This is a genomic window from Micromonospora sp. NPDC006431, from assembly GCF_042870725.1.
Taxonomy (GTDB): Bacteria; Actinomycetota; Actinomycetes; order Mycobacteriales; family Micromonosporaceae; genus Micromonospora.
Genome location: NZ_JBIAHQ010000004.1, coordinates 289879 through 314835, shown reverse-complemented (window position 1 = coordinate 314835; position 24957 = coordinate 289879). Strand labels below are relative to the sequence as shown.

The following is a 24957-nucleotide window of genomic DNA, read 5'->3' as shown; positions in this document are numbered from 1 at the left end:
TTTCTCAGGGTGGAACGCGGGCGTCCCGGCGATGGTCCGACGGCAACAAAAACGGCCCACGTGCAGATGCACGGGGCCAGCGCACTCTCGCTCAGGGAGAGTGCGCTCAGGTAAGTACTCGCAGCGACCGGTTCGACGACATGTGGCTAAGCCTGACGCATCTCACGCGATGAGTCAACTGATCCCACATTTTGGTTAACGGACCTCGGCGTGTCGGCACCCGACGCGCCCCCGACAGCCGGTGCGACCTGCGCAGATCCCTCGTTCGGGGGACGCGGGACGGGCACCGACGCCGGTGGATCTGACCGGAGCCGGGGCAGCAGCGGGGAGGCCGGGCGGACCGGCGCGGGCGGCGGGGCCGGCGGCACCGAGGTGGGCCGGGCGCCGGGCGAGGTGGCCGCCTCCAGCATTGCCTCCAGGTGCTCGGCCGGCACCCCCCAGCCGAAGAGCGCGCCCTGCCCGAACCGGCAGCCGGCGGCCACCACCGCGGCCAACTCCGTGGGGGTGGTCACACCCTCGGCGATCACCTCCAGGCCGAGCTGGTGCCCGAGGCGCATGACGATGTCCACCATCGGGGCGAACGCCGGGCCGTCCCGGCCGACCGGACGGACCGGCTCGTGCTCGGCGACCAGGCTGTGGTCGATCTTGAGGATGTCGATCGGGAGCCGGCGCAGCTGCCCCAGCGAGGAGTAGCCGGCGCCGAAATCGTCCAGCGCGATCCGCACGCCGGTGCGCCGCAGCGCGGCCAGCCGGCGGATCAACTCGTCCAGGTCGGTGGCGACCGCGTGCTCGGTGACCTCCAGCACCAGCCGCTGCGGCGGTACGTGGTGGGCGCGCAGCGCGTCGGCGACCTGGACCACGTACTCCGGGGCGTGCAGCTCGCGGGGCGAGACGTTGACCGAGACCCAGACGTCGTGCCCGTCGGCCAGCCAGCGGGAGAGCTGGTAGCAGGCCTGGTGCAGCACCCAGGCGCCCAGCTTCGAGATCATCCCGCACTCCTCGGCCAGCGGGATGAACTCGTCCGGCCGGACGTTGCCCAGTTCGGGGTGGTGCCAGCGGAGCAGCGCCTCGGCGCCGACCGGCCGGACCGACGGCAGCGAGGCCACCGGCTGGAACGCCAGGCGCAGCTCGTCGCGCTCGATCGCGCCGCGCAGCTCGTGCTCCAGCATGGTGCGCCGGCGCAGCAGTTGGTCGTAGGTGGCGTCGTAGCGCTCGACCCGGTTCTTGCCCCGCTGCTTGGCGTAGCGCAGCGCCAGGTCGGCGTTGCGCAGCAGCAACTCGACGTCGGTCTCCCCGCTGCTGCGGGCCACCCCGATGCTGACCGAGAGGAAGACCGGCCCGTCCGCCTCCTCGTACGGGCGGCCGAGCACCCCGAGCAGCCGCTCGGCGACCGGCCCGGCGTCACTCGCGCCGTGCATCAGCACCGCGAACTCGTCGCCGCCGAGCCGGGCGGCCAGATCGCCCGGGCGCAGGTTGCCGCGCAGCCGCCGGCCGACCTCGGCCAGCACCGCGTCGCCGACGTCGTGCCCACGCATGTCGTTGACGTTCTTGAAGCCGTCCAGGTCCAGCCCGAGCAGGACGCAGGGGACCCGGGTCTCGGCGCAGCGGTGCAGCGCCCGCAGCAGGCCACGCCGGTTGGCCAGGCCGGTGAGCGGGTCGGTGTGCGCCAGCTCACGGAAGTGGGCCTCCCGCTCGGCCAGCCGGTCGGCGTAGTTACGTACGTCGTTGAGCGCGAGATATTGCCGGGCCACCAGGGCGAAGCCCTCGACGCTGCCGGCGACGATGCCCATCGCGTCGAACCGGCCGCCCTGGACCAGGTGGTACATCGCCGACGCGGCCATCGCGAGCATCGGCACGAAGGCGTACTCGCCGTCGCGGCGGATCAGGTCGACGTTCACCTGCCCGGGCAGGTCGACCCGATGCACGGCCAGGGCGATGGCCAGCAGGCCCGCGGCCAGCACCGCGGCGCCGGTGTGCACCATCACCGGACCGCCCTGACAGAGCCCGGCGGAGACGCCCAGTCCGCCGCCGGTCATCCCGGTCAGCCCGGCCCCGAGCAACGCGAGCCGGCCGCGCGGCGGCGCGGCCCGCAGCACCACGATCAGGGTCAGCCCGGCGGTGACCGCCGCGCTCACCGTGGCCAGCCCGATGGGTACGCAGGCGATCGGGGTGGCCGCGCCGAGCAGCCGGGTCGGCGGGCTGAACAGCACCCAGCCGACGAACCAGAGCGCGCTGGCCATGATCAGGCCGTCGAGCAGCAGCCGGGCGGTCGCCGTCCGGGTCGCCGCGGCGCCGGGCAGCCGGAGCAGCGCGGCGCCGAGGGTGAGCGCGCTGAGCGTGCTGCCCACCGACACCAGGGTCGCCCACCCGGTCCGCTGCCCCTGCTCGTGGGCCCAGTGCGGGGTGGCGACCAGCGCGGCGGCCACCCCGACGAGGAGGGTGAGCAGAGCGATGCCGGCGGCCGCGGCGAGCAGCAGGTGGGCCTGCCGGTAGGGCCCGACCCGGCGGCGGGCCGACCCGGCGAGCAGCGCGGTACCGGCGGCGGCGGCGAGCCCGCTCAGCACCGCGACGGTGACCATCCCCGGGGACGACTGCACGACCTCAACTGTGCCGGATGTGAGCACCCCGTGGGGCACCGGGTGTGCATCTGTTGGGACACGGCGCGCGCGGCCGTGGGGTGCTGCGGCGGCGGTGTCAGACTGGTAGTCATGCCTGAGCTGCGGTCGAGGACATCCACCCACGGTCGGACGATGGCCGGCGCCCGGGCCCTGTGGCGGGCCACCGGGATGACCGACGACGACTTCGGCAAGCCGATCGTCGCCATCGCCAACAGTTTCACCCAGTTCGTCCCCGGTCACGTACACCTCAAGGACCTCGGCGGCCTGGTCGCCGACGCGGTGGCGGAGGCCGGCGGGGTGGGCCGGGAGTTCAACACCATCGCCGTGGACGACGGCATCGCCATGGGCCACGGCGGCATGCTCTACTCGCTGCCCAGCCGGGAGCTGATCGCCGACGCGGTGGAGTACATGGTCAACGCGCACTGCGCGGACGCCCTGGTCTGCATCTCCAACTGCGACAAGATCACGCCGGGCATGCTGCTGGCCGCGCTGCGGCTCAACATCCCGACCGTCTTCGTTTCCGGCGGGCCGATGGAGGCCGGCAAGACGGTGGCGATCGAGGGCGTGGTCCACTCCAAGATCGACCTGATCGACGCGATGATCGCCGCGTCGAACGAGTCGGTCACCGAGGACCAGCTCGGCCAGATCGAGCGCTCGGCCTGCCCGACCTGCGGCTCCTGCTCCGGCATGTTCACCGCCAACTCGATGAACTGCCTCACCGAGGCGATCGGCCTGGCGCTGCCCGGCAACGGGTCGACCCTGGCGACCCACGCCGCGCGCCGGTCGCTGTTCGTCGAGGCCGGCCGCACCGCGGTGGCGATCGCCAAGCGCTGGTACGACCAGGACGACGCCTCGGTGCTGCCCCGGTCGATCGCCAGCCGGGCGGCCTTCGAGAACGCCGTCGCGCTCGACGTGGCCATGGGCGGCTCGACCAACACGGTGCTGCACCTGCTCGCCGCCGCCCGCGAGGCGGAGCTGGACTTCGGGGTGGCCGACATCGACGCCATCTCCCGCCGGGTGCCCTGCCTGGCCAAGGTCGCGCCGAACTCGCCGCAGTACCACATGGAGGACGTGCACCGGGCCGGCGGCATCCCCGCCCTCCTCGGCGAGCTGGACCGGGCCGGCCTGCTGCACCGGGACGTGCACGCGGTGCACTCCCCCAGCCTGCAGCAGTGGCTGGCCGACTGGGACGTGCGGGGCGGCTCGGCCACCCCCGAGGCGGTCGAGCTGTTCCACGCCGCCCCCGGCGGGGTGCGCACCACCGAACCGTTCTCCACCACCAACCGCTGGTCGTCGCTGGACACCGACGCGGCCGGCGGGTGCGTGCGGGACCGGGAGCACGCGTACAGCGCCGACGGCGGGCTGGCCATCCTGCACGGCAACCTGGCGCCGGACGGCTGCGTGGTGAAGACCGCCGGGGTGCCCGAGGAGTGCCTGACGTTCCGCGGGCCGGCCAAGGTCTACGAATCGCAGGACGACGCGGTGTCGGCGATCCTGGCCAAGGAGGTCGTCGCCGGGGACGTGGTGGTGATCCGGTACGAGGGCCCGAAGGGCGGGCCGGGCATGCAGGAGATGCTCTACCCGACCTCGTTCCTCAAGGGCCGCGGGCTGGGCCGCTCCTGCGCGCTGCTCACCGACGGCCGGTTCTCCGGCGGCACCTCCGGCCTCTCCATCGGCCACGTCTCCCCGGAGGCGGCCTCCGGCGGCCTGATCGCGCTGGTACGGGAGGGCGACGAGATCGTCATCGACATCCCGGCCCGGTCGATCCACCTCAACGTGCCCGACGAGGTGCTCCAGGCCCGCCGGGTCGCCGAGGAGAAGCGGGACCGGCCGTACACCCCGGCCGACCGGCAGCGGCCGGTGTCCGCGGCGCTGCGCGCGTACGCCTCGATGGCCACCTCGGCCAGCGACGGCGCCTACCGCCGGGTGCCGGAGTAGCAGGAGGGGTCCCCGGTCAACGCCTGCGGCATGGCAGGGGCCCCTTCCGAACGCCGTTCCCGATAGGGTCGCGCGTCGTGGAGACGACGATGAGCTACGCGCGACGGATCCGGCCGGTCATCGACCGGGTGTACGTGGGTGCCCGCTGGGCGGCCCGGGCCCGGATGGAGGCGTTCTACGCGGAGCGGGGCGCGAACCTCGGCGCGGAGAACAGCTTCTACTCCGGGTTGCTGGCCCGGCCGATGCCGGCCGACGCCCTCGCCGACGGGCTGGTCTACACCTCCGGCAGCCTGGACGCCGAGCTGGCCCAGGGCGTGCTGAAGGTGGACGCCGAGGGCACCTGGCACCTGACCGAGCGCGGCCGGGAGCTGGCGCTGTACGCGCAGCGGGCAACCGCCGAGGCCGCCGAGGAGCTCTGGTCCTCCGGACCTCCGATGCTGCCCGGCCTGGCCTCGGTGCCCCGGCTCGCCGAGCTGGTCGGCCGGGTGCTGGCGCACGGGCTGGCCACCGGCGGGCCGGCGTTCCGCGCCATGACCCCGCCGTACGAGCCGGACGACGCCTCGCCGGCGCTGCTGCTCACCACCCGGCTCGGCTCGCTGCGCCACCACCGGGCCGACGCGCACCGGGCGGCGTGGCGGGCCGCCGGGCTGACCGCCGAGCAGATCAAGGCGCTGCCCGACGGGCCGGAACGCGCGGCGATCGAGGCCGACACCGACCGCCGGGACGCGCCCGCGTACGCGGTGCTCACCGAGGACGAGCGGTGGGAGCTGCTCGCCGGCCTGGGCGCGCTGCCCGGCTGAGGCGGCCCGGCGGTCCTCCCGGCCGGCTGCGGCATGTCCCCTCAGACGGCCTCCGGGCCGCGATGCCGGCGGCCGCCGCCGGGTCACCGCGGGGCGGAGGGAAACTCCTCGAACCACGCCTCCACCCGCTCGGCGGTGGCCGGGCGGGCAAGGGCGAAGCCCTGGCCGTAGCGGCAACCGGCGCAGCGGGCCCCGGCCACCTGCGCCTCGGACTCCAGCCCTTCGACCACCACCTCCAGGCCCAGCCGGTCGCCCAGGTTGGCCACCACCTCGATCAGCGGGCGCTGCCCCTCGGTGGCCGGACCGACCAGGTGCGGACCGACCTTGAGCAGGTCGATCGGCAGCCGACGAAGCTGGGCGAGGGAGGCGTGCTCGGCCCGGAAGTCGTCCAACGCGGTCCGCACCCCGAGGGAGCGCAGGCCGGCGAGCCGGGCCACCACGGTGGACAGTTCCGCCCCGACCGCGGGCTCGGCCACCTCCACCACCAGGCGTTCCGGCGGCACGTCGTACGCGGCCAGCGCGGTCGCGGTGCGGGTGACGAAGTCCGGCGCGGCAAGCTCCCGGGGCGTGACGTTGACGGCCATCCACAGCTCCCGGCCCCCGTCGGACCAGGCGGCGAGCTGCCGGCAGGCCCGGTCGAGCACCCACCGCCCCACCTCGCCGACCAGGTCGAGATCCGCCGCGACGGGCAGCAGCTCGTCGGGCAGCACCGTGCCCAGCACCGGGCTGCGCCAGCGCAGCAGCGCCTCGGTGCCCACCGGGTGCCGGTCGGCCAGGGCCAGCACCGGCTGGAAGACCAGATCCAGCTCGCCCCGGGCGATCGCGCCGGGCAGCTCCCGTTCCAGGTCCAGCCGGCGGACCAGCTGCTCCTCGAGGTAGGCGTCGTACCACTCGACCCGGTCGCGGCCGAGCTGCACCGCGCGGCGCCGGGCCAGGTCGGCCTGGCGCAGCGCGTCCTCCGCGTCGCCGCCGGTGGTCTCGGCCAGCCCGACGCTGACCTGGAGCCGGATCGCCCCGGCGGGCCGTGGGTAGGGTGCGGCCAGCGCGGCCAGCAGCCGGGTGCCCAGCGCGTACGCGAGCACCGGCCCGACGTCGGTCAGCACGGCGAACTCGTGATCGGCGAGGCGGGCCACCAGGTCGCTGCTGCCGCAGCCGGCCCGGATCCGGCCGGCGACCTCGACCAGCACCGGCGCCTCCACGGCCCGGCCGTCCGGCGCGTGCAGGTCGATGACCAGCAGCGCGCCACCCGTCCGCCGGGCCATCCCGCGCAGCAGCCCGGCCCGGTCGACCGGGGCCACGGTGGACGCCGGGCCGGCCGGCGGGTCGTCGCCGACCAGGTCGCGCAGTCGCGCCTCGCGGGCGGCCAGCCGGGCGACGCGCCGTCGCTGGTCGGCGGCGGCGAGCAGTTCCCGGAGCACCATCGGCGGGATGACCGCCAGCCCCAGGGCGACCGCGGTGCCGGTGAACTCGCCCACCGTCCACAGGTGATGACCGGCCGCGAGCGCCGCGATGCCGGCCGGCGCGGTCAGCCCCGGCCAGGCGACCGGGAACCCGCCGGTTCGGGGTCGCTCCCCGGCGGCGCTGCGCCGGGCGCCGCTGGCGGTGAGCAGCGCGCCGACCAGCAGCAGGGGCGCGACGCCCAGGACGGCGCGGTCCGGCGCGCGGTAGGCGAGCAGCACCACGAGGAGGGCCAGCCCGGCGAGGGTGGCCGCCGCACCGGCTTGGCAGCGCGCCGCGCCCGGGTGGCGACGCCGGTCCGCCAGCGCGGCCACCAGCAGCACCGCCAGCCCGGTCGCGCCGGCGACGCTCGCGGTACGCGCCACCGAGGGCACCTCGCCGGGCGGCAGCAGCACCCAGCCCGCGAAGACCAGGCTGACGCCGATCCCGAGGACGTCGACGGCCCGCCGGAGCCGCTCGGCCCCGGTGAGCCGGGAGCGGCCGGGGAGCCGGAGCAGGGCCACGGCGTACAGCGGGGCGGCCACCGCGAGGCCGGCCAACGCGACCGGCAGCCGGTGCGCCGGGTCGGTCAGTGGCAGCACGGCGACGGTCAGCCCGGCGGCCAGCACCGCGGCGTCGAGGATGGTGGCGACCCGGCGGGTCAGCGCGGCGCGCCGGGCCTGCCGACCGGTCCGCGCCCCGGCGGAGAAGGCCGGGTCGGGCGCCGCCGGCGGGTTCGGCCCGTGCTGGCCGGCCGGGACCACATCGCCTTCGGCGCGGCGGGTCGGGTCGTCGGCTCCCGGTAGGCCCGGTCCGGCGGGGCGGGTCGGGTCGGGGGCCGGCGGCAGGCCCGGCCCAGCCGCTGTGGGCGGGGCGCCGGCCAGCCAGGCCAGCCGCACGCAGGCCAGCGCCCAGCCGCCCGCGACGGCGAGCGCCACGCCGGACAGGGCCGGGACGAGGCCGGCGGCCCCGGCGAGGACGAACAGCGTGCCGGCGAGCGTCACGACGAGGTCGGCGAGCGGTGGCCGGCGGTGATCACCGGCGGGGTGGGTGACGGGCACGGCGGACGCCTTCGTGAGGGGGACACGGGGCGGGAGCGACTGCGGACGGGCGGGGTCAACGGTGGGCGGCGGCGACGGGCATGACCGAGGCCGGGCGGGAACCGGCACGGCCACGCCGAGAAACGATCCCGGACATCGCTGGTTACGCCATGCCGCACGTGATGCCGCTCACATCTACGCCCCCGGCCACCGGCCTCCCGCCCGGCCGGCACCCGCCCGGCCAGGGGTGCGATCATCGGAGGGTGAGCCGCGCCGACACCATCCGTTTCCGTCACAACCAGGCGATCCTGGTCGCCGCGATCGTCGCGTTCCTCGGCGCGCTACCCCTGGCCACCGCCCGCTGGTGGCTGCTCTGGGTCCTGCTGATCCCGCTGGCGGTCGCGCTCTGGGCCTGGCGGGGCGGCACCGACGCGGACTCCCGCGAGCTGCGGCTGCGGGCGCTCGCCGGGCAGCGGCGGATCCCCTGGGCGCGGGTCGCCGAGCTGACCGCCGACGCGCGGGGCCGGGCGGTCGTCCGGCTCGACGACGGCGAGCTGCTGGTGCTCCCCGCGGTACGCGCCGCCGACCTGCCCCGGCTGATCTCCGCGACCGGGCAAGAGCTGTCCGACACCGCCGGCTGAACCCGACCTCGGCGGGAGCGGCCGGGACGGGCTGAGCCGGCCCGGTCAGTAGCCGTCCACCACCCGGTTCACCAGCGGCTCCCCGGCCACGAACCGGCGCACCTGCTCGCCCACCAGCCGGTACGCGCGCGGCAGCAGGCCGCGGACCGAGCCGGCGACGTGCGGGGTGAGCAGGACGTTCGGCAGCTCCCACAGCGGATGGTCGGCGGGCAGCGGCTCGGGATCGGTGACGTCCAGCGCGGCCCGCAGCCGGCCGGAGGCCAGCTCGGCGACCAGCGCCGGCGTCCGGGCCACCGGGCCGCGGGCGGCGTTGACCAGCAGCGCGCCGTCCGGCATCGCGGCGAGGAACTTCTCGTCGACCAGTCCCCGGGTCTGCTCGGTCAGCGGCACCAGCAGGACCACCACGTCCGCCTCGGGCAGCAGGGCGGGCAACTCGTCCACCCCGTGCACCCCCTCGGCGGGGCGCGGGGTCCGGGCGACCAGGGTGAAGGTCACCTCGAACGGGGCTAGCCGGGCCTGCACCGCGGCCCCGATCGACCCCGCCCCGACGATCAGCACCCGCTTGCCGGCCAGCTCGTCGGTCGGGGCCACCGCGTCGTACGCCCACTCCCGGCGGGCCTGCGCCCGGGCCAGCGGGCCGAAGCCGCGCAGCACCGACAGGATGGCGGTGACCACCCACTCGGCGGTGCTGGTGTCGTGCACGCCGCGGGCGTCGCAGAGCGTCACCCCGTCGGGGATCTGCCCCACCCAGGCGTCCGCCCCGGCGGACAGGAGTTGCACCACCGCCAGGTCGGGCAGCTCGGCCAGGAGCGGGGCGGCGGCCGGACCGGCGGAGAGGAACGGCGGCACCCAGAACCGCACGCCGGCCGGGGAGGACGGGAGCCGGGCGGGGTCCTCCAGCAGCTCCACGGTGACGCCCGGAGGCAGCTCACCGAGGAGGGCGGGACCGGCCCGGTGCGGGATCCAAACCTTCACGATCGCCGACGATAGTCGCCGACGGGCGCGGCCCTGCTCGCGGTGGCCGTCCGCGCGGCCTCAGCCCGGCTACCCTGGGTCGGGTGAGCGCGCCTCCCCCGTACCCCCGCACCGGTCGCCGTCGGGCGGCGCTGGCGGCGTCCTGCGCGGCGCTGCTGCTGGGCACCGCCGGCTGCGCCTTCGGCGAGCCGGATCCCGACCCGGCCGGCCAGCCGCCCAACCTGCCGACCCCGTCGACGACCGCCAGCCCGGGCGGCGCCGGCCAGCAGGTGGTCACGACGGTGCTGGCCAAGGGACTGGCGGTGCCGTGGGCGATCGCGTTCCTGCCCGACGGTGGCGCCCTGGTGACCGAGCGGGACAGCGGCCGGATCCTCCAGGTCGGCCCGGAGTCCGGGCCGGAGGGGATGAACGTCACCGTGGTGCAGAGCGTGCCGGACGTCGCGCCCGGCGGCGAGGGTGGGCTGCTCGGCATCGCCGTCTCCCCGTCGTACGCGAAGGACCGCACGGTCTTCGTCTACTACACCGCCGCGCAGGACAACCGGATCGCGAAGCTGGAGCTCGGCGGGCGGCCCACCCCGATCCTCACCGGCATCCCCAAGGCCGGCAACCACAACGGCGGCGGCCTCGGCCTCGGCCCCGACGGCTACCTCTACGTCAGCACGGGCGACGCCGGGAACACGGCCAACGCGCAGGACCCGAAGAGCCTCGGCGGCAAGATCCTGCGGATCACGCCCGACGGCAAGCCGGCTCCGGGTAACCCCACCGCCGGCTCCCCGGTGTGGTCGCTCGGGCACCGCAACGTCCAGGGCTTCGCCTGGACGCCCGACAAGCGGATGTACGCCATCGAGTTCGGCCAGAACACCTGGGACGAGATCAACCAGATCAACAAGGGCGGCAACTACGGCTGGCCGCAGGTGGAGGGGCGCGGCGACGACAAGCGCTACGTCAACCCGGTCGTGCAGTGGCGGACCGGCGAGGCCTCCTGCTCCGGGCTGGCCGCGGCGGAGCGCCTGCTGGTCACCGCGTGCCTGCGCGGGCAGCGGCTCTGGCTGGTCGAGCTGACCCCGACCGGGACCGTCCTCGGCCAGCCCCGCGAGCTGCTGACCGGCAAGTACGGCCGGCTCCGGGCCGCCGCGGTCGCCCCGGACGGCTCGGTCTGGGTGACCACCTCCAACCGGGACGGCCGGGGCAAGCCGGTCCCGGAGGACGACCGGATACTGCGGCTGGTCTTCGCCGACGGCGGGGCCGGACGCAGCTGACCGGTCACGCCGGCCGGCACCGACCGACAGGTGAGAACGTCCGGGCGTGTTCCGGGTTTACCAAGATCCAGCATTGGGCAGGTCAGAATCTGAGCATGGACGGCCAGGAGAACGAGCAGCGCAGGACCGGGGACGAGGCGGCCCCGGCGATCGGGCGCGCCCGCCGCTGGGCGTCCCGACGGTGGTGGCGGGGACGGCCGAGTGTCCGACTGCGCCAACTCGGCGCGGTGCTGGCCCTGCTCGTGGTCACCCTCACCGGGATCATCGCCGGCACGTACGCCGGTGGGCACGTGGGCACCGACATCGGGCCGTTCCGCGCGCACCTGAGCCTCAGCCCGTCGCTGAGCGGCGGCACCACCATCGACATCCCGCCGCTGGGCGCGTTGAAGCTGGACAGCCACAACGGGCCGACCTACCTGACCGTGGAGCTGGGCGCGCTGGACCAGCGGCGGACCGAGGCGCTGATCGACGACCCGGCGAGCATCAGCCGGGCCAGCCAGTCCGCCGTGGAGGACGTCCGCACCGGCGTGATGCGCCTCGGGTTGAAGACGCTCGCCTCGGCGGTGCTGGCCACCCTGCTGCTGGCCGGGCTGGTCTTCCGGGACGTACGCCGGATGGCCTGGGCCGGGGGCCTGGCGCTGGTGGTCACCGCCGGGAGTCTCGGGCTGGCCGCCGCCACCGTCCGCCCGCAGGCGATCGAGGAGCCGCGCTACGAGGGGCTGCTGGTCAACGCGCCGGCGATCGTCGGTGACGCGCGGCGGATCGCCAACGACTACACCAAGTACGCCGAGCAGCTCCAGCGGCTGGTCGGCAACGTCAGCAAGCTCTACACCACCGTCTCGGCGCTGCCGGTGTACGAGCCGGCCCCCGGCACCACCCGGGTCCTGCACGTGTCCGACATGCATCTCAACCCGACCGGCTGGTCGCTGATCCGGACCATCGTCGAGCAGTTCGGCATCGACGTGGTGATCGACACCGGCGACATCACCGACTGGGGCAGCGAACCGGAGGCGTCCTACGTCGGCTCGATCGGCCTGCTCAAGAAGCCGTACGTCTACATCCGCGGCAACCACGACTCGGCGCGGACCGCCGCGGCCGTGGCCGATCAGCCGAACGCGATCGTGCTCAACAACTCCACGACCACGGTGTCCGGGCTGACCATCGCCGGCATCGGCGACCCGCGGTTCACCCCGGACAAGGAGACCTCACCGGCCGGCAGTGGGCTCACCGCGCAGGTCGCCGACCAGGTGATCGGGGTCGGCGAGCAGCTGGCCACCACGGTGCAGAACTCGCCGACCAAGGTGAACATCGCCCTCGTGCACGACCCGGCCTCGGCCGGGCCGCTCTCCGGCACCTGCCCGCTGGTGCTGGCCGGGCACCTGCACGAACGGCAGGTGCTGAAGCTGCCGCAGTCGCCGGGCAAGGAGCCGACCACGCTGATGGTGGAGGGCTCCACCGGCGGCGCCGGGCTGCGCGGCCTGGAGGGCGAGAAGCCCACCCCGCTGACCATGACGGTGCTCTACTTCGACCAGCAGAAGCTGCTCCAGGCGTACGACGAGATCACCGTGGGCGGCACCGGCCAGTCGCAGGTCAACCTGGCCCGGCACGTGATCAGCGACCCGGCGAAGGGCGACCAGGTGCCGGTGACCCCGACTCCCACCCGGGGCGCTCCGGTGCCGTCCGGTCCGACCCCGGGCAGCCCGACCGCGAGCCCGACCCGCTGAGGCGTCAGCGCAGCGAGAGCGCGGCCAGAGCGGCGTTGACGATGCTGCCCGGCAGCAGGTCGTGCAGCTCGTACAGTTCGTGGACGCTGCCCGACTGGCCGAACTCGTCCACCCCGAGCGGCACCGCCGGGGCACCGAGCGCCGAGCCGAGCCAGGCCATCGCGTGCGAGGCGGCGTCGTGCACGGTCACCACCGGCACCCGGTCGGCGAAGGCCGACCGCAGCGCGCCGGGCACGCTCGGCACGGTCGCCGTCCGGACGCCCTGGCGCAGGGTCCGCTGCCAGGCCCGGTAGAGCCGGTCCAGCGAGGTGACGTCCACGACGTGCGCGGCCACCCCCTCCTCCGCCAGCTCCGCGGCGGCCGCCAGCACCTCCGGCAGCACCGCGCCGGAGGCGGCGAGCTGCACGACCGGGGCGTCGAGCAGCTGGGGGTACGCCTCGTGCGCGTCCACCAGCCGGTACGCCCCGGCGACCACCTGCCGGCGCAGCACCGCGTCGCCGATCCGGGCCCGGGCCGCCTCGAAGGGCGCCTGGTCGATGGGGCGGGTGCTGAGCCGGAAGTAGTACGCCCCGTCCTCGGCGGGCGCGGCGGTGGCGGCGGGTGCGGCTCCCCCGGCGATCTGGCCGAGCGCGTCACAGAGCAGCCAGTCGAGGCTGCCGGCGTACGCGGGCTCGATGAAGGTGACGCCGGGCAGCTCCAACCCCACCGAGGCGGTGATGGTGGACTGGTGGGCGCCGCCCTCCGGGGCGAGGGTGATGCCGGACGGGGTGCCGGCGACCACGAACCGGGAACCCGAGTAGGTGCCGTAGAGGAAGGCGTCCAGGCCGCGCAGCACGAACGGGTCGTAGACCGTGCCGACCGGCAGCAGCGGCTGGCCGGACAGGTCCCAGGACAGGCCGAGCTGGCCGAGCAGCAGGAACAGGTTCATCTCCGAGATGCCCAGCTCGATGTGCTGGCCCGCCGGACTCTCCGTCCAGCGCAGCATCCGGTCCTCGGTCCAGGAGCGCTGCGCGGTGGGGGCGAAGACGCCGGTCTTGTTGATGAACCCGGCCAGGTTCGTCGAGGTGGCCACGTCGGGCGCGGTGGTGACCAGGTAGGGCGCGACGGCGGCCTCCCGGGCCAGGTCGACCAGCACCCGGCCGAAGACCTCCTGGGTGGAGACGGGCTTGTTGGCGCGTACCTTGGTGGTCTCCGGGACGGTGACCCCCAGCGCCCGCTCGCGCGGCGCGCGGGACAGCGCCTCCCGGCGCTCGCCGGCCCGGATGCCGGCCGGGGAGGCCGGGTCGAGGCGGTCCCACTCGGTCTCGCGGGTCAGGCCGTGCGCGGCGCGCAGCGCGTCGACCTGCTCGGTGCTGAGCAGCGCCGAGTGGTTGCGCGGGTTGCCGGCGATCGGCAGCCCCCACCCCTTGACCGTGTATGCGAAGACCACGCTGGGTCGGTCGGTGACCGCGTCGCACTGGGCGTACGCGTCGAGCATCGCCTCGAGGTCGTGCCCGCCGAGGTCGGTGACGAGCGGGCCCAGCTCGTCGTCGGGGATGTCGGCCACGAAGGCGGACACCTCGGCCGGCGCGCCGTCGAGGAACTGCTTGCGCAGGGCCGGCCCGGCCAGCCCGAACAGCGACTGGTACTGCTCGTTCGGCATCAGGTCGATCCAGTCGCGCAGCGCCTCGCCGCCCGGCCGGGCGTACGCCTCGGCGAGCTTGCGGCCGTACTTGACCTCGACGACGTGCCAGCCGGCGGCCTCGAACTGGCCGCGCCACTGGTTGATCCGGATGCCCGGGACGACCCGGTCCAGCGACTGGCGGTTGAAGTCGACCAGCCACATCACGTTGCCCAGCCCGGTGGTGGCCGGGTCGGCGACGGCCTCCCAGATGTTTCCCTCGTCCAGTTCGGCGTCGCCGATCAGCGCGATGAACCGGGAGTGCGGACGGGCGCCGAAGTGCGCGTCGACGTAGCGGCGGGTGACCGCGGCGAACAGCGGCGCGGCGGCGCCCAGGCCGACCGAGCCGGTGGAGAAGTCCACCCCGTCCGGATCCTTGGTCCGCGACGGGTACGACTGCAGCCCGCCGCGCGCCCGCAGCTTCGGCAGGTACGACCGGTCCAGGTTGCCGAGCAGGTACTGGATGGCGTGGAACACCGGCGAGGCGTGCGGCTTGACCGAGACCCGGTCCTCGCCGTCCAGGTGGGCGAACCAGAGCGCGGTCATCGCGGTGACCAGGGAGGCGCTGGAAGCCTGGTGGCCGCCGACCTTCACCCCGTCACCGGTGTTCCGGTCGTGGTTGGCGGCGTCCACGATGCGGGTGGCGAGCCAGAGCACCCGCCGCTGGATCTCGTCGAGGACGTCGAGGTCGTGCTGGTTCACGGTGACTCCATCCGGGCGTCGCCGTTGACGCCCTTCGCGGGGGTGCGCGGGTCGGCGCGCTAGCCGGGGGGATCCGGGAAGGGCCGCCGCCGGATCACGACGGCGACCTTCACGGGGGTGTCAGGCGGGGATCCCCGCTGAGCACCAGGCGTCGGCGGGGCCCATTGGCCTCAGCCCTGGACGCCGAGGCGCGCCAGGATCAGCTCGCGGACGGTCCGGGCGTCCGCCTGGCCGCGGGTGGTCTTCATGACCGCGCCGACCAGGGCGCCGGCCGCGGCGACCTTGCCGCTGCGGACCTTGTCGGCGACCTCCGGGTTGGCGGCGATCGCCTCGTCCACCGCGGCGGTGAGCGCGCCGGTGTCGGAGACGACCTCCAGGTTCCGGTTGGCCATGATCTGGGCCGGCGAGCCCTCGCCGGCCACCACGCCCTCCAGGACGGTACGGGCCAGCTTGTCGGTGAGCTTGCCGGCGTCGACCAGGCCCTGCAGCTCGGCGACCTGCGCCGGGGTGGCCCCGACGTCGGCCAGCTCGACACCGGTCTCGTTGGCCCGCCGGGACAGCTCACCGAGCCACCACTTGCGGGCGGCGGCCGGGGTGGTGCCGGCGGCCACGGTCTGCTCGATCAGTTCGACCGCGCCGGCGTTGAGCACCGACTGCATGTCCAGGTCGGACAGACCCCACTGCTCCTGCAGCCGGCGGCGGTGCAGCCGGGGCAGCTCCGGCAGGGCGGCCTTCAGATCGGCCACCCAGGCCGGGTCCGGCGCGAGCGGAACCAGGTCGGGCTCCGGGAAGTACCGGTAGTCGGTGGCGGTCTCCTTGGACCGGCCCGGCGTGGTGTCGCCGGTGTCCTCGTGGAAGTGCCGGGTCTCCTGGGTGATGCTGCCGCCGGCGTCGAGCACCGTGGCCTGGCGCAGCATCTCCGAGCGGACCGCCCGCTCGACCGAGCGCAGCGAGTTGACGTTCTTGGTCTCGGTGCGGGTGCCCCACTCCTCGCCCGGCTTGTTCAGCGAGGTGTTGACGTCGCAGCGCAGCGAGCCCTCCTCCATCCGGACGTCGGAGACGCCCAGCGAGCGGATCACGTCGCGCAGTTCGGTGACGTACGCCCGGGCCACCTCCGGCGCGAGCGCGCCGGTGCCGGGGATCGGCTTGGTGACGATCTCCACAAGGGGAATGCCGGCGCGGTTGTAGTCGACCAGCGACTCGGTCGCGCCGTGGATCCGGCCGGTGGCACCGCCGACGTGCAGCGTCTTGCCGGTGTCCTCCTCCAGGTGCACCCGCTCGATGCCGATCCGCACGGTCTCGCCGTTGACCTCGACGTCCAGGTAGCCCTCGACGCAGAGCGGCTCGTCGTACTGGCTGATCTGGAAGTTTTTCGGCATGTCCGGGTAGAAGTAGTTCTTCCGGGCAAACCGGCACCACTCGGCAATCGAGCAGTTCAGCGCGAGGCCGATCCGGATCGTCGCCTCGATGGCGGCCTTGTTGGCCACCGGCAGCGAGCCCGGCAGGCCCAGGCAGACCGGGCAGACCCGGGTGTTCGGCTCGCCACCGAAGTCGGTCGGGCAGCCGCAGAACATCTTGGTGTTCGTGCCCAGCTCGACGTGGGTCTCCAGGCCGATCACCGGTTCGTAGCGCGCGACGACCTCGTCGAACGCGGGCAGTGTCGTCGTCATCTGAGCTCCAGGCGCGATCCGGACGGAACCGGTCCAGCCTAGTCGGGCCGGCGGCGGTCACCTCGTCCGGGTTTCCACCCAGGCCGGTACGTGTCCGGTCCGGCCGGGGCGCCCGCCCGAGGTGCGGTCCCCGGGCGGGCCCCGAGGTCAGCGCTCCTCGACCAACCCGAGGTACATCACCTGCGGGTCGACCGGATTGAAGGCGAGGCCGGCGATGCCGTCGTGGGAGTTGTGCTGCGAGGTCAACCGGCCGGTCGACGCGTCGTACCGGTAGAGATCGGTGCCGTAGCCACCGAACCACGTGCCGTACTCGAAGTACAGCACGTCCGGGTCCACCGGGCTCGGCCACAACGGGGTGCCGTTGACCAGGGTCGCCTGGACGCCGTCGAGCACCGACACGAAGCTGCGACCCCCGTCGGTCGAGCGCCAGATGTGCCGCGCGGAGTTGTCGTTCTGGCTGAGGTCGTAGCCCTCCAGCCACACCGTCCGCGGATCCACCGGCGAGAAGGCGACGGAGAAGCCGTTCGCCTGCGGGGTGGCGCCGACCCCGGCCGACCGGGTCCAGGTGCGGCCGCCGTCGAACGTCACGTAGCTGCCGTGGCCCATGGTGCCCACGATGAGATGATCGCGGTCGGCGGGATCGACGGCCGCCTGGTAGACGAACTCGTCCTGGCCGGCCGGCACCCCGACGGCGGCCCAGGTGGCACCGCCGTCCTGGGAGTCGAAGACCTGCCCGGCCTTGCTGACCGCCCGCACGTCCCGCGCGTCGGTCCGGTCCACCGCCAGTCCGACCACGCCGTCGCCCGGGACCGGTCCGGCTACCTCGGCGACCTGGTCGCCCTGCACCCGGTAGATCGGCTGGTCGTTCACGCCGTAGGCGTAGGCGTTCCCGTCCGGCCCGGCGGCGAGATAGTACGCCGCCAGGCTCAGCCCGGTGTCGGCGATCTGCTGCCAGGTGCAGCCGGCGTCGGTGGACCGCTGGATCGCCGTCTTCGAGATGGCCACCAGCGTGTTCGGCGTGCTCAGGGCGACGAGCCTCGGGTAGGCGACCGGGGTGAGGGGGGTCGTGGTGCGGGCCAGGACGCCACCGTCGTTACGCGTGAAGGTGACCGAGCCGTCGCCCTGCACCACGCCGCACTGCGGGCGGTGCCACCCGTCGGCAGCGGCGGCGGGCGCCGCGGTGGCGAGGTTGACGGCACCGGCGGCCGTGACGGCCAGCGCGAGTACACCGCTGAGTCGGGAGAAGATCATGAAGCATGTCTAGACGTGGACATGCACCGATCGCCACAGTTTCGGGTGTCCGAGCCCGGTCATGGCCGGTGTCGGACACCTGCGAGGCGGGAAGGGGCTCGGATGTTCGAGTCGTTGGGTCTGACCCCGGTGGAGGAATCGGTCTACCTGGCCCTCCTGCACCGACGGCAGTCGAGCGTACCGGAGCTGGCCCGGCAGGTCGGGGAGAGCGTCCGGGTGGTCCGCGCGGCCACCGAACGCCTGGAGGAACTCGGCTTCGTCAGCCGGCTGGTCGGTGCCGGCACCCGGCTGCTGCCGACCCGCCCGGACGTCGCGGTGAACGCCCTGGTCGTGCGGCGCACCGAGGAGTTCACCCAGGTACGCCGAGCCGCCGAACGGATGGCGGAGGAGTTTCCGCAGGAGCTGCCGACCAGGCCGGACGAGTTGCTGGAGATCGTCACCGGCCGGGCTGCCGTCGAGGCCCAGTTCGTCCAGCTCACCTACGGCGTGACGAAGGAGCTGCTGGTCCTGGATCGCCCGCCGTACGCCCAGGAGGTGGCGTCGGCGAACGTGTCCGAGAACGAGCTGCTCGGCCGGGACGCCAGCGTGCGGGGCATCTACGCCCCCGAGGCCTTCGAGCTGCCCGGCGCCTACGAGCAGGCGATGGCGGCCGTGGCGGCCGGGGAACAGGCGCGGGTGCACACGGACGTGCCGCTGAAGCTGGCGATCGGCGACCGCTCGGTGGCGCTGCTGCCGCTGGCCAGCGAGCGGGCCATGGACGCCGCGCTGGTGATCCGCGCGCCCATGGTCGTGTCGGCGCTGGTGAAGCTCTTCGAACTGCTCTGGGTGCAGGCCACGCCACTGCCCGCCTGGGACCCGGAGCAGCCCGCGACGGGAGCCGACGAGCCGGATCTGCGGCTGCTGGGCCTGCTCGCCACCGGGCTCAAGGACGAAGCCATCGCCCGCGAACTCGGCGTGAGCGTACGCACCCTGGGACGCCGCTCGTCCGCCCTGCTGGCCGCGCTCGGCGCCCGTACCCGCTTTCAGGCCGGGCTGCAGGCCGGGCGGCAGGGCCTGGCCTGACCCCGGCGCCGCCCACCGCCACGGCCCCTGCTGGTCGCGGATGTGGGGCGGTGCCGGACGCCGTCGGACGACCGGGCCGGGTCGGCGGATGCGCCGACCGGCGCGATCAAGGAACGACGGCCGTCCGGCCTGTCCCGCCTCGGTCGGGCGTCACCCGCGGGTCAGGGATCGCCGGCGGCGCTCGTAGGCGAGGAGGAGGAGCATCCCACCGACGGCGATCACCGCGACGCCCAGCAACAACATGGTTCGCGTGTCGGATCCGGTGACCGGGAGCCCGGGCCCGGCCGTGGCCGACGGCGATGGCGAGGACGGCGATGCCGATGACGTGGGCGTCGGGGACGGCGAGGACGGCGCGGCGTCGATGACGAGGGTGACCTCGTCGGTGGCGCTCGACGCGGTGCCGGTCGCCTTCACCGTGAAGGTGAAGCTGCCCTCGGCCTCGGGGGTGCCGCTGAGCCCGCCGTCCGGAGCGAGGGTCAGCCCGTCGGGCAGGTCGCCGGCGGTCACGCTGAACTTGATGTTGGAGTCACCGGTGGCGGTGAACCGGAACGAGTACCCCTCGCCCACCGTGCCTCGGTGCGGTTCGCCCGAGGTGATGGTGGTGGCCGGATCGGCGATCACGACGGTGATGTCCTGGTCGGCGTAGAAGCCGTGCGTGTCGGTCATCCGGACGCCGAACGAGTAACTGCCCGGCGTGGTCGGCGTACCCGAGAACACCCCCGACGACGACAACGCCATCCCCGCCGGCAACGAACCCGACCGCAGCGAAAGGCTGTACGGGTCGGCGCCACCCGAGGCGGTGAACGTGTGCGGCGGATACGCCTGCCCGGTGTACCAGGGTGAGGTGGGGGTGCCCGAGGTGATGGTGATGGTCGGTGCGACCACCACGACGGTCACGTCCTGGTCGGCGTAGAAGCCGTGCGTGTCGGTCATCCGGACGCCGAACGAGTAACTGCCCGGCGTGGTCGGCGTACCGGAGAACACCCCCGACGACGACAACGCCATCCCCGCCGGCAACGAACCCGACCGCAGCGACAGAGTGTACGGTCCAGCGCCACCCGAGGCGGTGAACGTGTGCGCCGGATACGGCTCATAGGCGGTGACCGGCGAGGTGGGGGCGCCCGAGGTGATGGTGATGGTCGGTGCGACCACCACGACGGTCACGTCCTGGTCGGCGAAGAAGCCGTCCGTGTCGGTCATCCGGACGCCGAACGAGTAACTGCCCGGCGTGGTCGGCGTACCCGAAAACACCCCCGACGACGACAACGCCATCCCCGCCGGCAACGAACCCGACCGCAGCGAAAGGGTGTACGGCGCGGTTCCGCCCGACGCGGTGAACGTGTGCGGCGGATACGACTCGTACGCGGCGACCGGGGACGCCGGCGGACCGGAGGTGATGGTGATTGTCGCGGCAGCCGCCGGTTGTGCCGTGCCGAGCAGCACCAGCAGGAGTGCCGACACGATCATTATCGGTCGCAGCGTCTTCATCGCCCGTCCAGGATTCGATCAAGGTAAGCCGGGATTCGCGTTCACCAGCGCGAAGCGACCTTATCCAATCAGGACAGGCAGGAAGGCGTAATGGACCGAACGGTGACCGCGTGTTGCCGATCGGTGTTGCCTTCGCGCCCGTTTCCGGACGTGACCGCGCCCCTCGCGGGGCAGCCTGTCGGCCGCCCCGCGAGCGGGTCACAGGGCCGGCGCGGCGAACGTGCCGACCGTGGACTCCAGCGCGGCGGCCACCCGGTACATCCGGTCGTCGGCCATCGTCGGGGCCATGATCTGCAGACCCACCGGAAGCCCCTCGGAGAGGCCGCACGGGACCGAGATGGCCGGCCCGCCGTACAGGTTGGTCGGGATGGTGAACAGGTCCGCCAGGTACATCTGGTACGGGTCGGAGGTACGCGCCCCGATCGGGAAGGCCACGAACGGGGTGGTCGGCGAGATCAGCGCGTCCACCTGCTCGAACGCCGCGGTGAAGTCCCGGGTGATCAGGGTGCGGACCTTCTGCGCCTGCCCGTAGTAGGCGTCGTAGTAGCCCGAGGAGAGCGCGTACGTGCCGATCATGATGCGGCGCTTGACCTCCGGGCCGAAGCCGGTCTCGCGGGTCAGCGACATGACCTCCTCCAGCGACCGGTTGCCGTCGTCGCCGACCCGCAGGCCGAACCGGACGCCGTCGAACCGGGCCAGGTTGGAGGAGCACTCGCTCGGCGCGATCAGGTAGTAGGCCGGCAGGGCGTACTTGAAGTGCGGGCAGGAGACCTCGACGATCTCGGCGCCCAGCTTCGCCAGCGCCTCCACCGACTCGCGGAACGCGGCCATCACGCCCGGTTCGGCGCCCTCGCCGGTGAACTCGGTGACCACACCGAGTTTCACGCCGGTCAGGTCGCCGGTCGCGCCGAGCTTCGCCGCACCCACCACGTCCGGCACGGGGGCCGGGATGGAGGTGGAGTCGCGCGGGTCGTGCCCGCCGATCACCTGGTGCAGCAGTGCGGCGTCCAGCACCGTACGGGCGCACGGACCGGGCGTGTCCAGCGACGAGGAGAACGCGACCAGGCCGTACCGGGAGGTGCCGCCGTAGGTGGGCTTGGCGCCGACCGTGCCGGTGACCGCACCGGGCTGGCGGATCGAGCCGCCGGTGTCCGAGCCGATCGCCAGCGGCGCCTCGAACGCGGCCAGCGCGGCGGCGCTGCCGCCACCCGAGCCGCCCGGGATCCGGGTCAGGTCCCAGGGGTTGTGGGTCGGACCGTAGGCCGAGTATTCGGTGGAGGAGCCCATGGCGAACTCGTCCATGTTGGTCTTGCCGAGCATCACCGTGCCCGCGTCGCGCAGCCGCTGCACGATCGTCGAGTCGTACGGCGGGCGCCAGCCCTCGAGGATCTTCGACCCGACCGTGGTCGGCACACCCTTGGTGGTGAGCACGTCCTTCACGGCGACCGGCACGCCGGCCAGCGGGCCCAGCTCCGCGCCGGCGGCCCGGCGCTCGTCGACGGTGCGGGCGGCCGCCAGCGCGCCCTCGGTGTCGACATGCAGGAAGGCGTGGACCTGGTCCTCCACGGCGGCGATCCGGTCCAGGTGGGCCTGGGTCACCTCGACGGCGGAGGTCTTCCCGCTCGCCACGAGCCCCGCGATCTCCGTCGCGGTCAGCCTGGTCAGGTCACTCATGCCGCCACTCCGCTTCGCTGCGTGCCGCCATGAGGCACCACCATGCTGATCCTGATGATTCGCTCGCTGCGCTCGCTCATGAAGCCACATCCTCATCCAGGATCCGCGGGACGCGGAACCGCTGCTCCTCGGCGTCGGGCGCACCCGACAACGCCTCCTGCGGGGTCAGGCACGGCGCCACCACGTCCTCGCGGAGGACGTTGGTCAGCGGCACCGAGTGGGAGGTCGGCGGGATGTCCGCCGCGGCGACCTCGCCGACCTGGGCGACCGACTGGAGGATCACGTCCAGCTGACCGGCGAAGGTGTCCAGCTCCTCCTCGGTGACGGCGAGCCGCGACAGTCGCGCGAGGTGCGCGACCTCCTCGCGGGAGATGGCGGCCATCGGGTGCCCCCTTCGTGGCTGTGCTGCTGCGTCTTCGGTGTGCCGGCCGCGCGTTCGTCGGTGGCGATGACGCGCGGTGACCGGAGCGAGTCTATTGTCCTGTGGTCGCGTCAGCGCCTCCGACTCCCCCTCCCGGCCCCGTCACCGGGCCGGTCGGCGCGGCCCCTCCGCTTCCGCGGCCGACACCGGGTGGACCGGGCGGTAGCGGGACAGCCAGGTGACCAGCTCCTCGGCCGGCATCGGCCGGGCGTAGAACCAGCCCTGGGCCACGTCGCAGCCGGCGGCGTGCAGCAGCCGCCAGGTGCGCTCGTCCTCCACGCCCTCGGCCACCACGCGCAGCCCGAGCGCCCCGGCCAGCTCGATCATCGACCGGACGATCGCCGCGTCGTCCGGGTCCTCCGCCATCCCGAGGACGAACGACCGGTCCACCTTCACCTCGGACAGCGGCAGCCGGCGCAGGTGCTGCAACGACGAGTACCCGGTGCCGAAGTCGTCCAGCGCGATGCCGACGCCGATGCGGTGCAGCTGGGAGATGCTGGCCAGCACCCGCCGCGGGTCGGCCATCAGGGCGCCCTCGGTGATCTCCACCTGGAGCCGGTCCGGCGGCACGCCGTACCGGGCCAGCCGGTCGGCGATCTGCTCGGCGATCTCGCCGGTGTGCAGGTCACGGACGCTGACGTTGAGCGCGGCGCGCAGCGTGAGGCCGGCCGCCGACCACTTCGCCAGCTGCTCCGTCACGTCGTCCACCACCCGGCGGGTGAGCAGCCGCATCACCGCGCTCTGCTCGGCGACCTGGATCAGCTCCCCCGGGTCGACCATGCCGCGGCGCGGGTGTCGCCAGCGCAGCAGCGCCTCGACCCCGACGACCTCGCCGGTCGCGATGGCGATCTGCGGCTGGTAGTACATGGTGATCTCGCCCGGATCCCCGGCCGGGTCGTCCCCGCCGCCGACCTTCCTGACCGGGCCCTCGCCGAGCGCCTCCGGGAACCGGTCACCGGCGGCGCCCACCGACGCGTTGGTGCCGACCGTGCGGGCGGCCCGGCGGCGGATCGGATCGGCGTTCGTGACGATCCGGTTGATCAGCTCGTCGTCGTGCCGCAGGTCGACCCGGGCCGGTCGGCGGCGCAGCCGCCACCGCCCCGACCCCTGGCCCGGCCGGGCAGCGACGCCGCGCCGGCCGCCGTTGCGGGCTACGTCGTCGGCCCGAGCCGGGGCGGGCAGGCCGGGCGCGGTGGCGAGGGCGGCGCCGTCGCCCCCGCGTACGCCGGGCGGTGCCGCGACGGGCGAGGTCGGCGTGCTCTCCAGCACCCGGCGCAGGTCGGCCAGGAGGCCGAGCCGTTCCGCCGAGTTGTGGTCGGACTCGGCCGCGTAGACGGCGACGGTGTCGTTGCGGTGCTTGGCGTCGTACATGGCCACGTCGGCGTGGCGCATCAGGGTGGCGAAGTCCTCGCCGTGCTCCGGGAACATCGCGACGCCGATCGAGCCGCCCACGTCCAGCGGCAGCCCGTCCAACGGGACCGGCTCGGCGAGCGCGGCGACCACCCGGTCGGCCAGTTCCCGGGCCTGGTCGGCACCGGTGAGCCGGGGTACGACGATGGCGAACTCGTCGCCGCCGAGGCGGGCCACCAGCTGATCCTCGTCCACCACGTCGGTCAGCCGGGCGCTCACCTCGACCAGCAGCCGGTCCCCCACCGCGTGCCCGAGGGCGTCGTTGACGTGCTTGAACCGGTCCAGGTCGAGCAGCAGCAGGGCGAGGTGGGCGTCCGGCTCGCTCCGGGCGGCCCGCTCGGCGTGCAGGTGCACCTGCTCGGCCACCTCGGCCAGCAGCGCCTTGCGGTTGGGCAGCCCGGTGAGCGGGTCGAGGGCGGCCAGTTGCTCCTGCTCGGCGGAGAGCCGGGCCATCCGGTAGACGGCGAAGAGCGGCACCAGCACCAGCGGGATCAACGCGGCGCTGGCCCGGGCGGCGGCGACCAGCACCGGGGCGAGCAGCAGCAGCGACCCGGTGGAGAGCAGCTCGTAGGCCAGGCCGAGGCGGACCCGGGGCCACCAGCGGGCGCCGAAACGCAGCCGGATCGCGAAGGTGACCAGGCCGTAGTTGACCGCGAACCAGGCCGCGGCGGCACCGCCCACCGCCGCGACGTCCGCCCAGTGCAGCCGCCCGCTGTCAAAGAGGTCGCCGGCACCGAGCCGGGTGACCAGGTACGCGGCGCCGAGCGCGCAGGCGTACTGGGCGGCGTTGAAGCCGGTCCGCCAGAGGGCGTACCCGAGCCGCCAGCCGGAGACGGCCACCGCCACGGCCTGCACGGCGACGGCCGGGCCGAGCCCCCAGCCGAGCAGGATCGCGAAGGTGAAGCAGGTCGACGGGAAGACCGCCGAGGTCCGGCGCCGGCCGGGCGGGACGAACGGGCGGGCGTCACAGGCAACGGCGAGCGCTGCCATGGTCCAGAAGGCCGGCGGCATGTCCGACAGCCGCTCCGGCAGCCCGGCCAGCGGTCCGGCCGACACGAGCACGGCCAGCACCCCGACCACGGCGACGAAACCGAAGAACGGCGTACCCCGCCCGGGCGGCACGGAGTTACGCGGGTCGCCGGTCTCCATCGCACCTCCCGGGAACGGCCCTCGGGCGTGCGCCGTCA

The 24957-nt window shown here is 74.1% G+C and carries 16 protein-coding genes; 6 read left to right on the top strand and 10 right to left on the bottom strand.

Annotation, left to right across the window (positions count from 1 at the left end):
• Window positions 1-146: 146 nt before the first annotated feature.
• Entirely contained in the window at window positions 147-2597 is a 2451-nt protein-coding gene (locus ACFYM6_RS10545) for a putative bifunctional diguanylate cyclase/phosphodiesterase (RefSeq protein WP_387274244.1), read from the bottom strand.
• A gap of 111 nt (window positions 2598-2708) precedes the next feature.
• Here ACFYM6_RS10545 and ilvD point away from each other — a divergent pair, with 111 nt between their 5' ends.
• Window positions 2709-4556: a dihydroxy-acid dehydratase gene (gene ilvD, locus ACFYM6_RS10540; protein ID WP_387274241.1), complete on the top strand. Its 1848-nt coding sequence runs from the start codon at window positions 2709-2711 to the stop codon at window positions 4554-4556.
• Between the two features lie 89 nt (window positions 4557-4645).
• Window positions 4646-5356: a hypothetical protein gene (locus ACFYM6_RS10535; RefSeq protein WP_387274239.1), complete on the top strand. Its 711-nt coding sequence runs from the start codon at window positions 4646-4648 to the stop codon at window positions 5354-5356.
• An 83-nt stretch (window positions 5357-5439) separates the two neighbouring features.
• On the opposite strand, the gene ACFYM6_RS10530 is transcribed toward ACFYM6_RS10535, so the two are convergent.
• Window positions 5440-7854: a putative bifunctional diguanylate cyclase/phosphodiesterase gene (locus ACFYM6_RS10530; RefSeq protein ID WP_387274237.1), complete on the bottom strand. Its 2415-nt coding sequence runs from the start codon at window positions 7852-7854 to the stop codon at window positions 5440-5442.
• A gap of 242 nt (window positions 7855-8096) precedes the next feature.
• Between ACFYM6_RS10530 and ACFYM6_RS10525 the strand changes: the two genes are divergently transcribed.
• Entirely contained in the window at window positions 8097-8474 is a 378-nt protein-coding gene (locus ACFYM6_RS10525) for a PH domain-containing protein (protein WP_387274235.1), read from the top strand.
• A 45-nt stretch (window positions 8475-8519) separates the two neighbouring features.
• On the opposite strand, the gene ACFYM6_RS10520 is transcribed toward ACFYM6_RS10525, so the two are convergent.
• Window positions 8520-9449: a 2-hydroxyacid dehydrogenase gene (locus ACFYM6_RS10520; protein WP_387274233.1), complete on the bottom strand. Its 930-nt coding sequence runs from the start codon at window positions 9447-9449 to the stop codon at window positions 8520-8522.
• A gap of 83 nt (window positions 9450-9532) precedes the next feature.
• Here ACFYM6_RS10520 and ACFYM6_RS10515 point away from each other — a divergent pair, with 83 nt between their 5' ends.
• Window positions 9533-10708, top strand: a complete 1176-nt coding sequence (locus ACFYM6_RS10515; RefSeq protein ID WP_387274231.1) for a PQQ-dependent sugar dehydrogenase — start codon at window positions 9533-9535, stop codon at window positions 10706-10708.
• A 95-nt stretch (window positions 10709-10803) separates the two neighbouring features.
• Window positions 10804-12432: a metallophosphoesterase gene (locus ACFYM6_RS10510; protein WP_387274229.1), complete on the top strand. Its 1629-nt coding sequence runs from the start codon at window positions 10804-10806 to the stop codon at window positions 12430-12432.
• A gap of 4 nt (window positions 12433-12436) precedes the next feature.
• On the opposite strand, the gene ACFYM6_RS10505 is transcribed toward ACFYM6_RS10510, so the two are convergent.
• From ACFYM6_RS10505 to ACFYM6_RS10495, 3 genes are all read right to left on the bottom strand, one after another.
• Complete coding sequence (locus ACFYM6_RS10505; RefSeq protein WP_387274227.1) at window positions 12437-14794, bottom strand: pyruvate dehydrogenase; 2358 nt, start codon at window positions 14792-14794, stop codon at window positions 12437-12439.
• Window positions 14795-14964: 170 nt separating this feature from the next.
• On the bottom strand, window positions 14965-16464 hold the full coding sequence (gene gatB / locus ACFYM6_RS10500) for an Asp-tRNA(Asn)/Glu-tRNA(Gln) amidotransferase subunit GatB (protein WP_387274225.1): 1500 nt from the start codon (window positions 16462-16464) through the stop codon (window positions 14965-14967).
• 147 nt (window positions 16465-16611) lie between these two features.
• On the bottom strand, window positions 16612-17715 hold the full coding sequence (locus ACFYM6_RS10495; protein ID WP_387274223.1) for a WD40/YVTN/BNR-like repeat-containing protein: 1104 nt from the start codon (window positions 17713-17715) through the stop codon (window positions 16612-16614).
• 102 nt (window positions 17716-17817) lie between these two features.
• Between ACFYM6_RS10495 and ACFYM6_RS10490 the strand changes: the two genes are divergently transcribed.
• Entirely contained in the window at window positions 17818-18777 is a 960-nt protein-coding gene (locus ACFYM6_RS10490; protein WP_387274221.1) for a helix-turn-helix domain-containing protein, read from the top strand.
• Window positions 18778-18927: 150 nt separating this feature from the next.
• Here ACFYM6_RS10490 and ACFYM6_RS10485 read toward each other — a convergent pair whose 3' ends face one another.
• The 4 genes from ACFYM6_RS10485 to ACFYM6_RS10470 form a co-directional block, all read right to left on the bottom strand.
• Window positions 18928-20238 (bottom strand): putative Ig domain-containing protein, encoded by a 1311-nt coding sequence (locus ACFYM6_RS10485; RefSeq protein ID WP_387274220.1) that lies wholly within the window; start codon window positions 20236-20238, stop codon window positions 18928-18930.
• Between the two features lie 225 nt (window positions 20239-20463).
• The gene (gatA, locus tag ACFYM6_RS10480) at window positions 20464-21939 is read right to left on the bottom strand and encodes an Asp-tRNA(Asn)/Glu-tRNA(Gln) amidotransferase subunit GatA (protein ID WP_387274218.1); all 1476 of its coding nucleotides are present in this window, start codon (window positions 21937-21939) and stop codon (window positions 20464-20466) included.
• Between the two features lie 76 nt (window positions 21940-22015).
• Entirely contained in the window at window positions 22016-22321 is a 306-nt protein-coding gene (gene gatC, locus ACFYM6_RS10475; protein WP_148797891.1) for an Asp-tRNA(Asn)/Glu-tRNA(Gln) amidotransferase subunit GatC, read from the bottom strand.
• A 141-nt stretch (window positions 22322-22462) separates the two neighbouring features.
• Entirely contained in the window at window positions 22463-24919 is a 2457-nt protein-coding gene (locus ACFYM6_RS10470) for a putative bifunctional diguanylate cyclase/phosphodiesterase (protein ID WP_387274215.1), read from the bottom strand.
• Window positions 24920-24957 lie beyond the last annotated feature (38 nt).

Excerpts from the sequence above, each read along its gene's own strand:
- gatB (WP_387274225.1), bottom strand. The coding sequence starts at position 16,464 with ATGACGACGACACTGCCCGCGTTCGACGAGGTCGTCGCGCGCTACGAA.
- ACFYM6_RS10490 (WP_387274221.1), top strand. The coding sequence starts at position 17,818 with ATGTTCGAGTCGTTGGGTCTGACCCCGGTGGAGGAATCGGTCTACCTG.
- ACFYM6_RS10535 (WP_387274239.1), top strand. The coding sequence starts at position 4,646 with ATGAGCTACGCGCGACGGATCCGGCCGGTCATCGACCGGGTGTACGTG.
- ACFYM6_RS10495 (WP_387274223.1), bottom strand. The coding sequence starts at position 17,715 with ATGATCTTCTCCCGACTCAGCGGTGTACTCGCGCTGGCCGTCACGGCC.
- gatA (WP_387274218.1), bottom strand. The coding sequence starts at position 21,939 with ATGAGTGACCTGACCAGGCTGACCGCGACGGAGATCGCGGGGCTCGTG.
- ACFYM6_RS10470 (WP_387274215.1), bottom strand. The coding sequence starts at position 24,919 with ATGGAGACCGGCGACCCGCGTAACTCCGTGCCGCCCGGGCGGGGTACG.
- ilvD (WP_387274241.1), top strand. The coding sequence starts at position 2,709 with ATGCCTGAGCTGCGGTCGAGGACATCCACCCACGGTCGGACGATGGCC.
- ACFYM6_RS10510 (WP_387274229.1), top strand. The coding sequence starts at position 10,804 with ATGGACGGCCAGGAGAACGAGCAGCGCAGGACCGGGGACGAGGCGGCC.
- gatC (WP_148797891.1), bottom strand. The coding sequence starts at position 22,321 with ATGGCCGCCATCTCCCGCGAGGAGGTCGCGCACCTCGCGCGACTGTCG.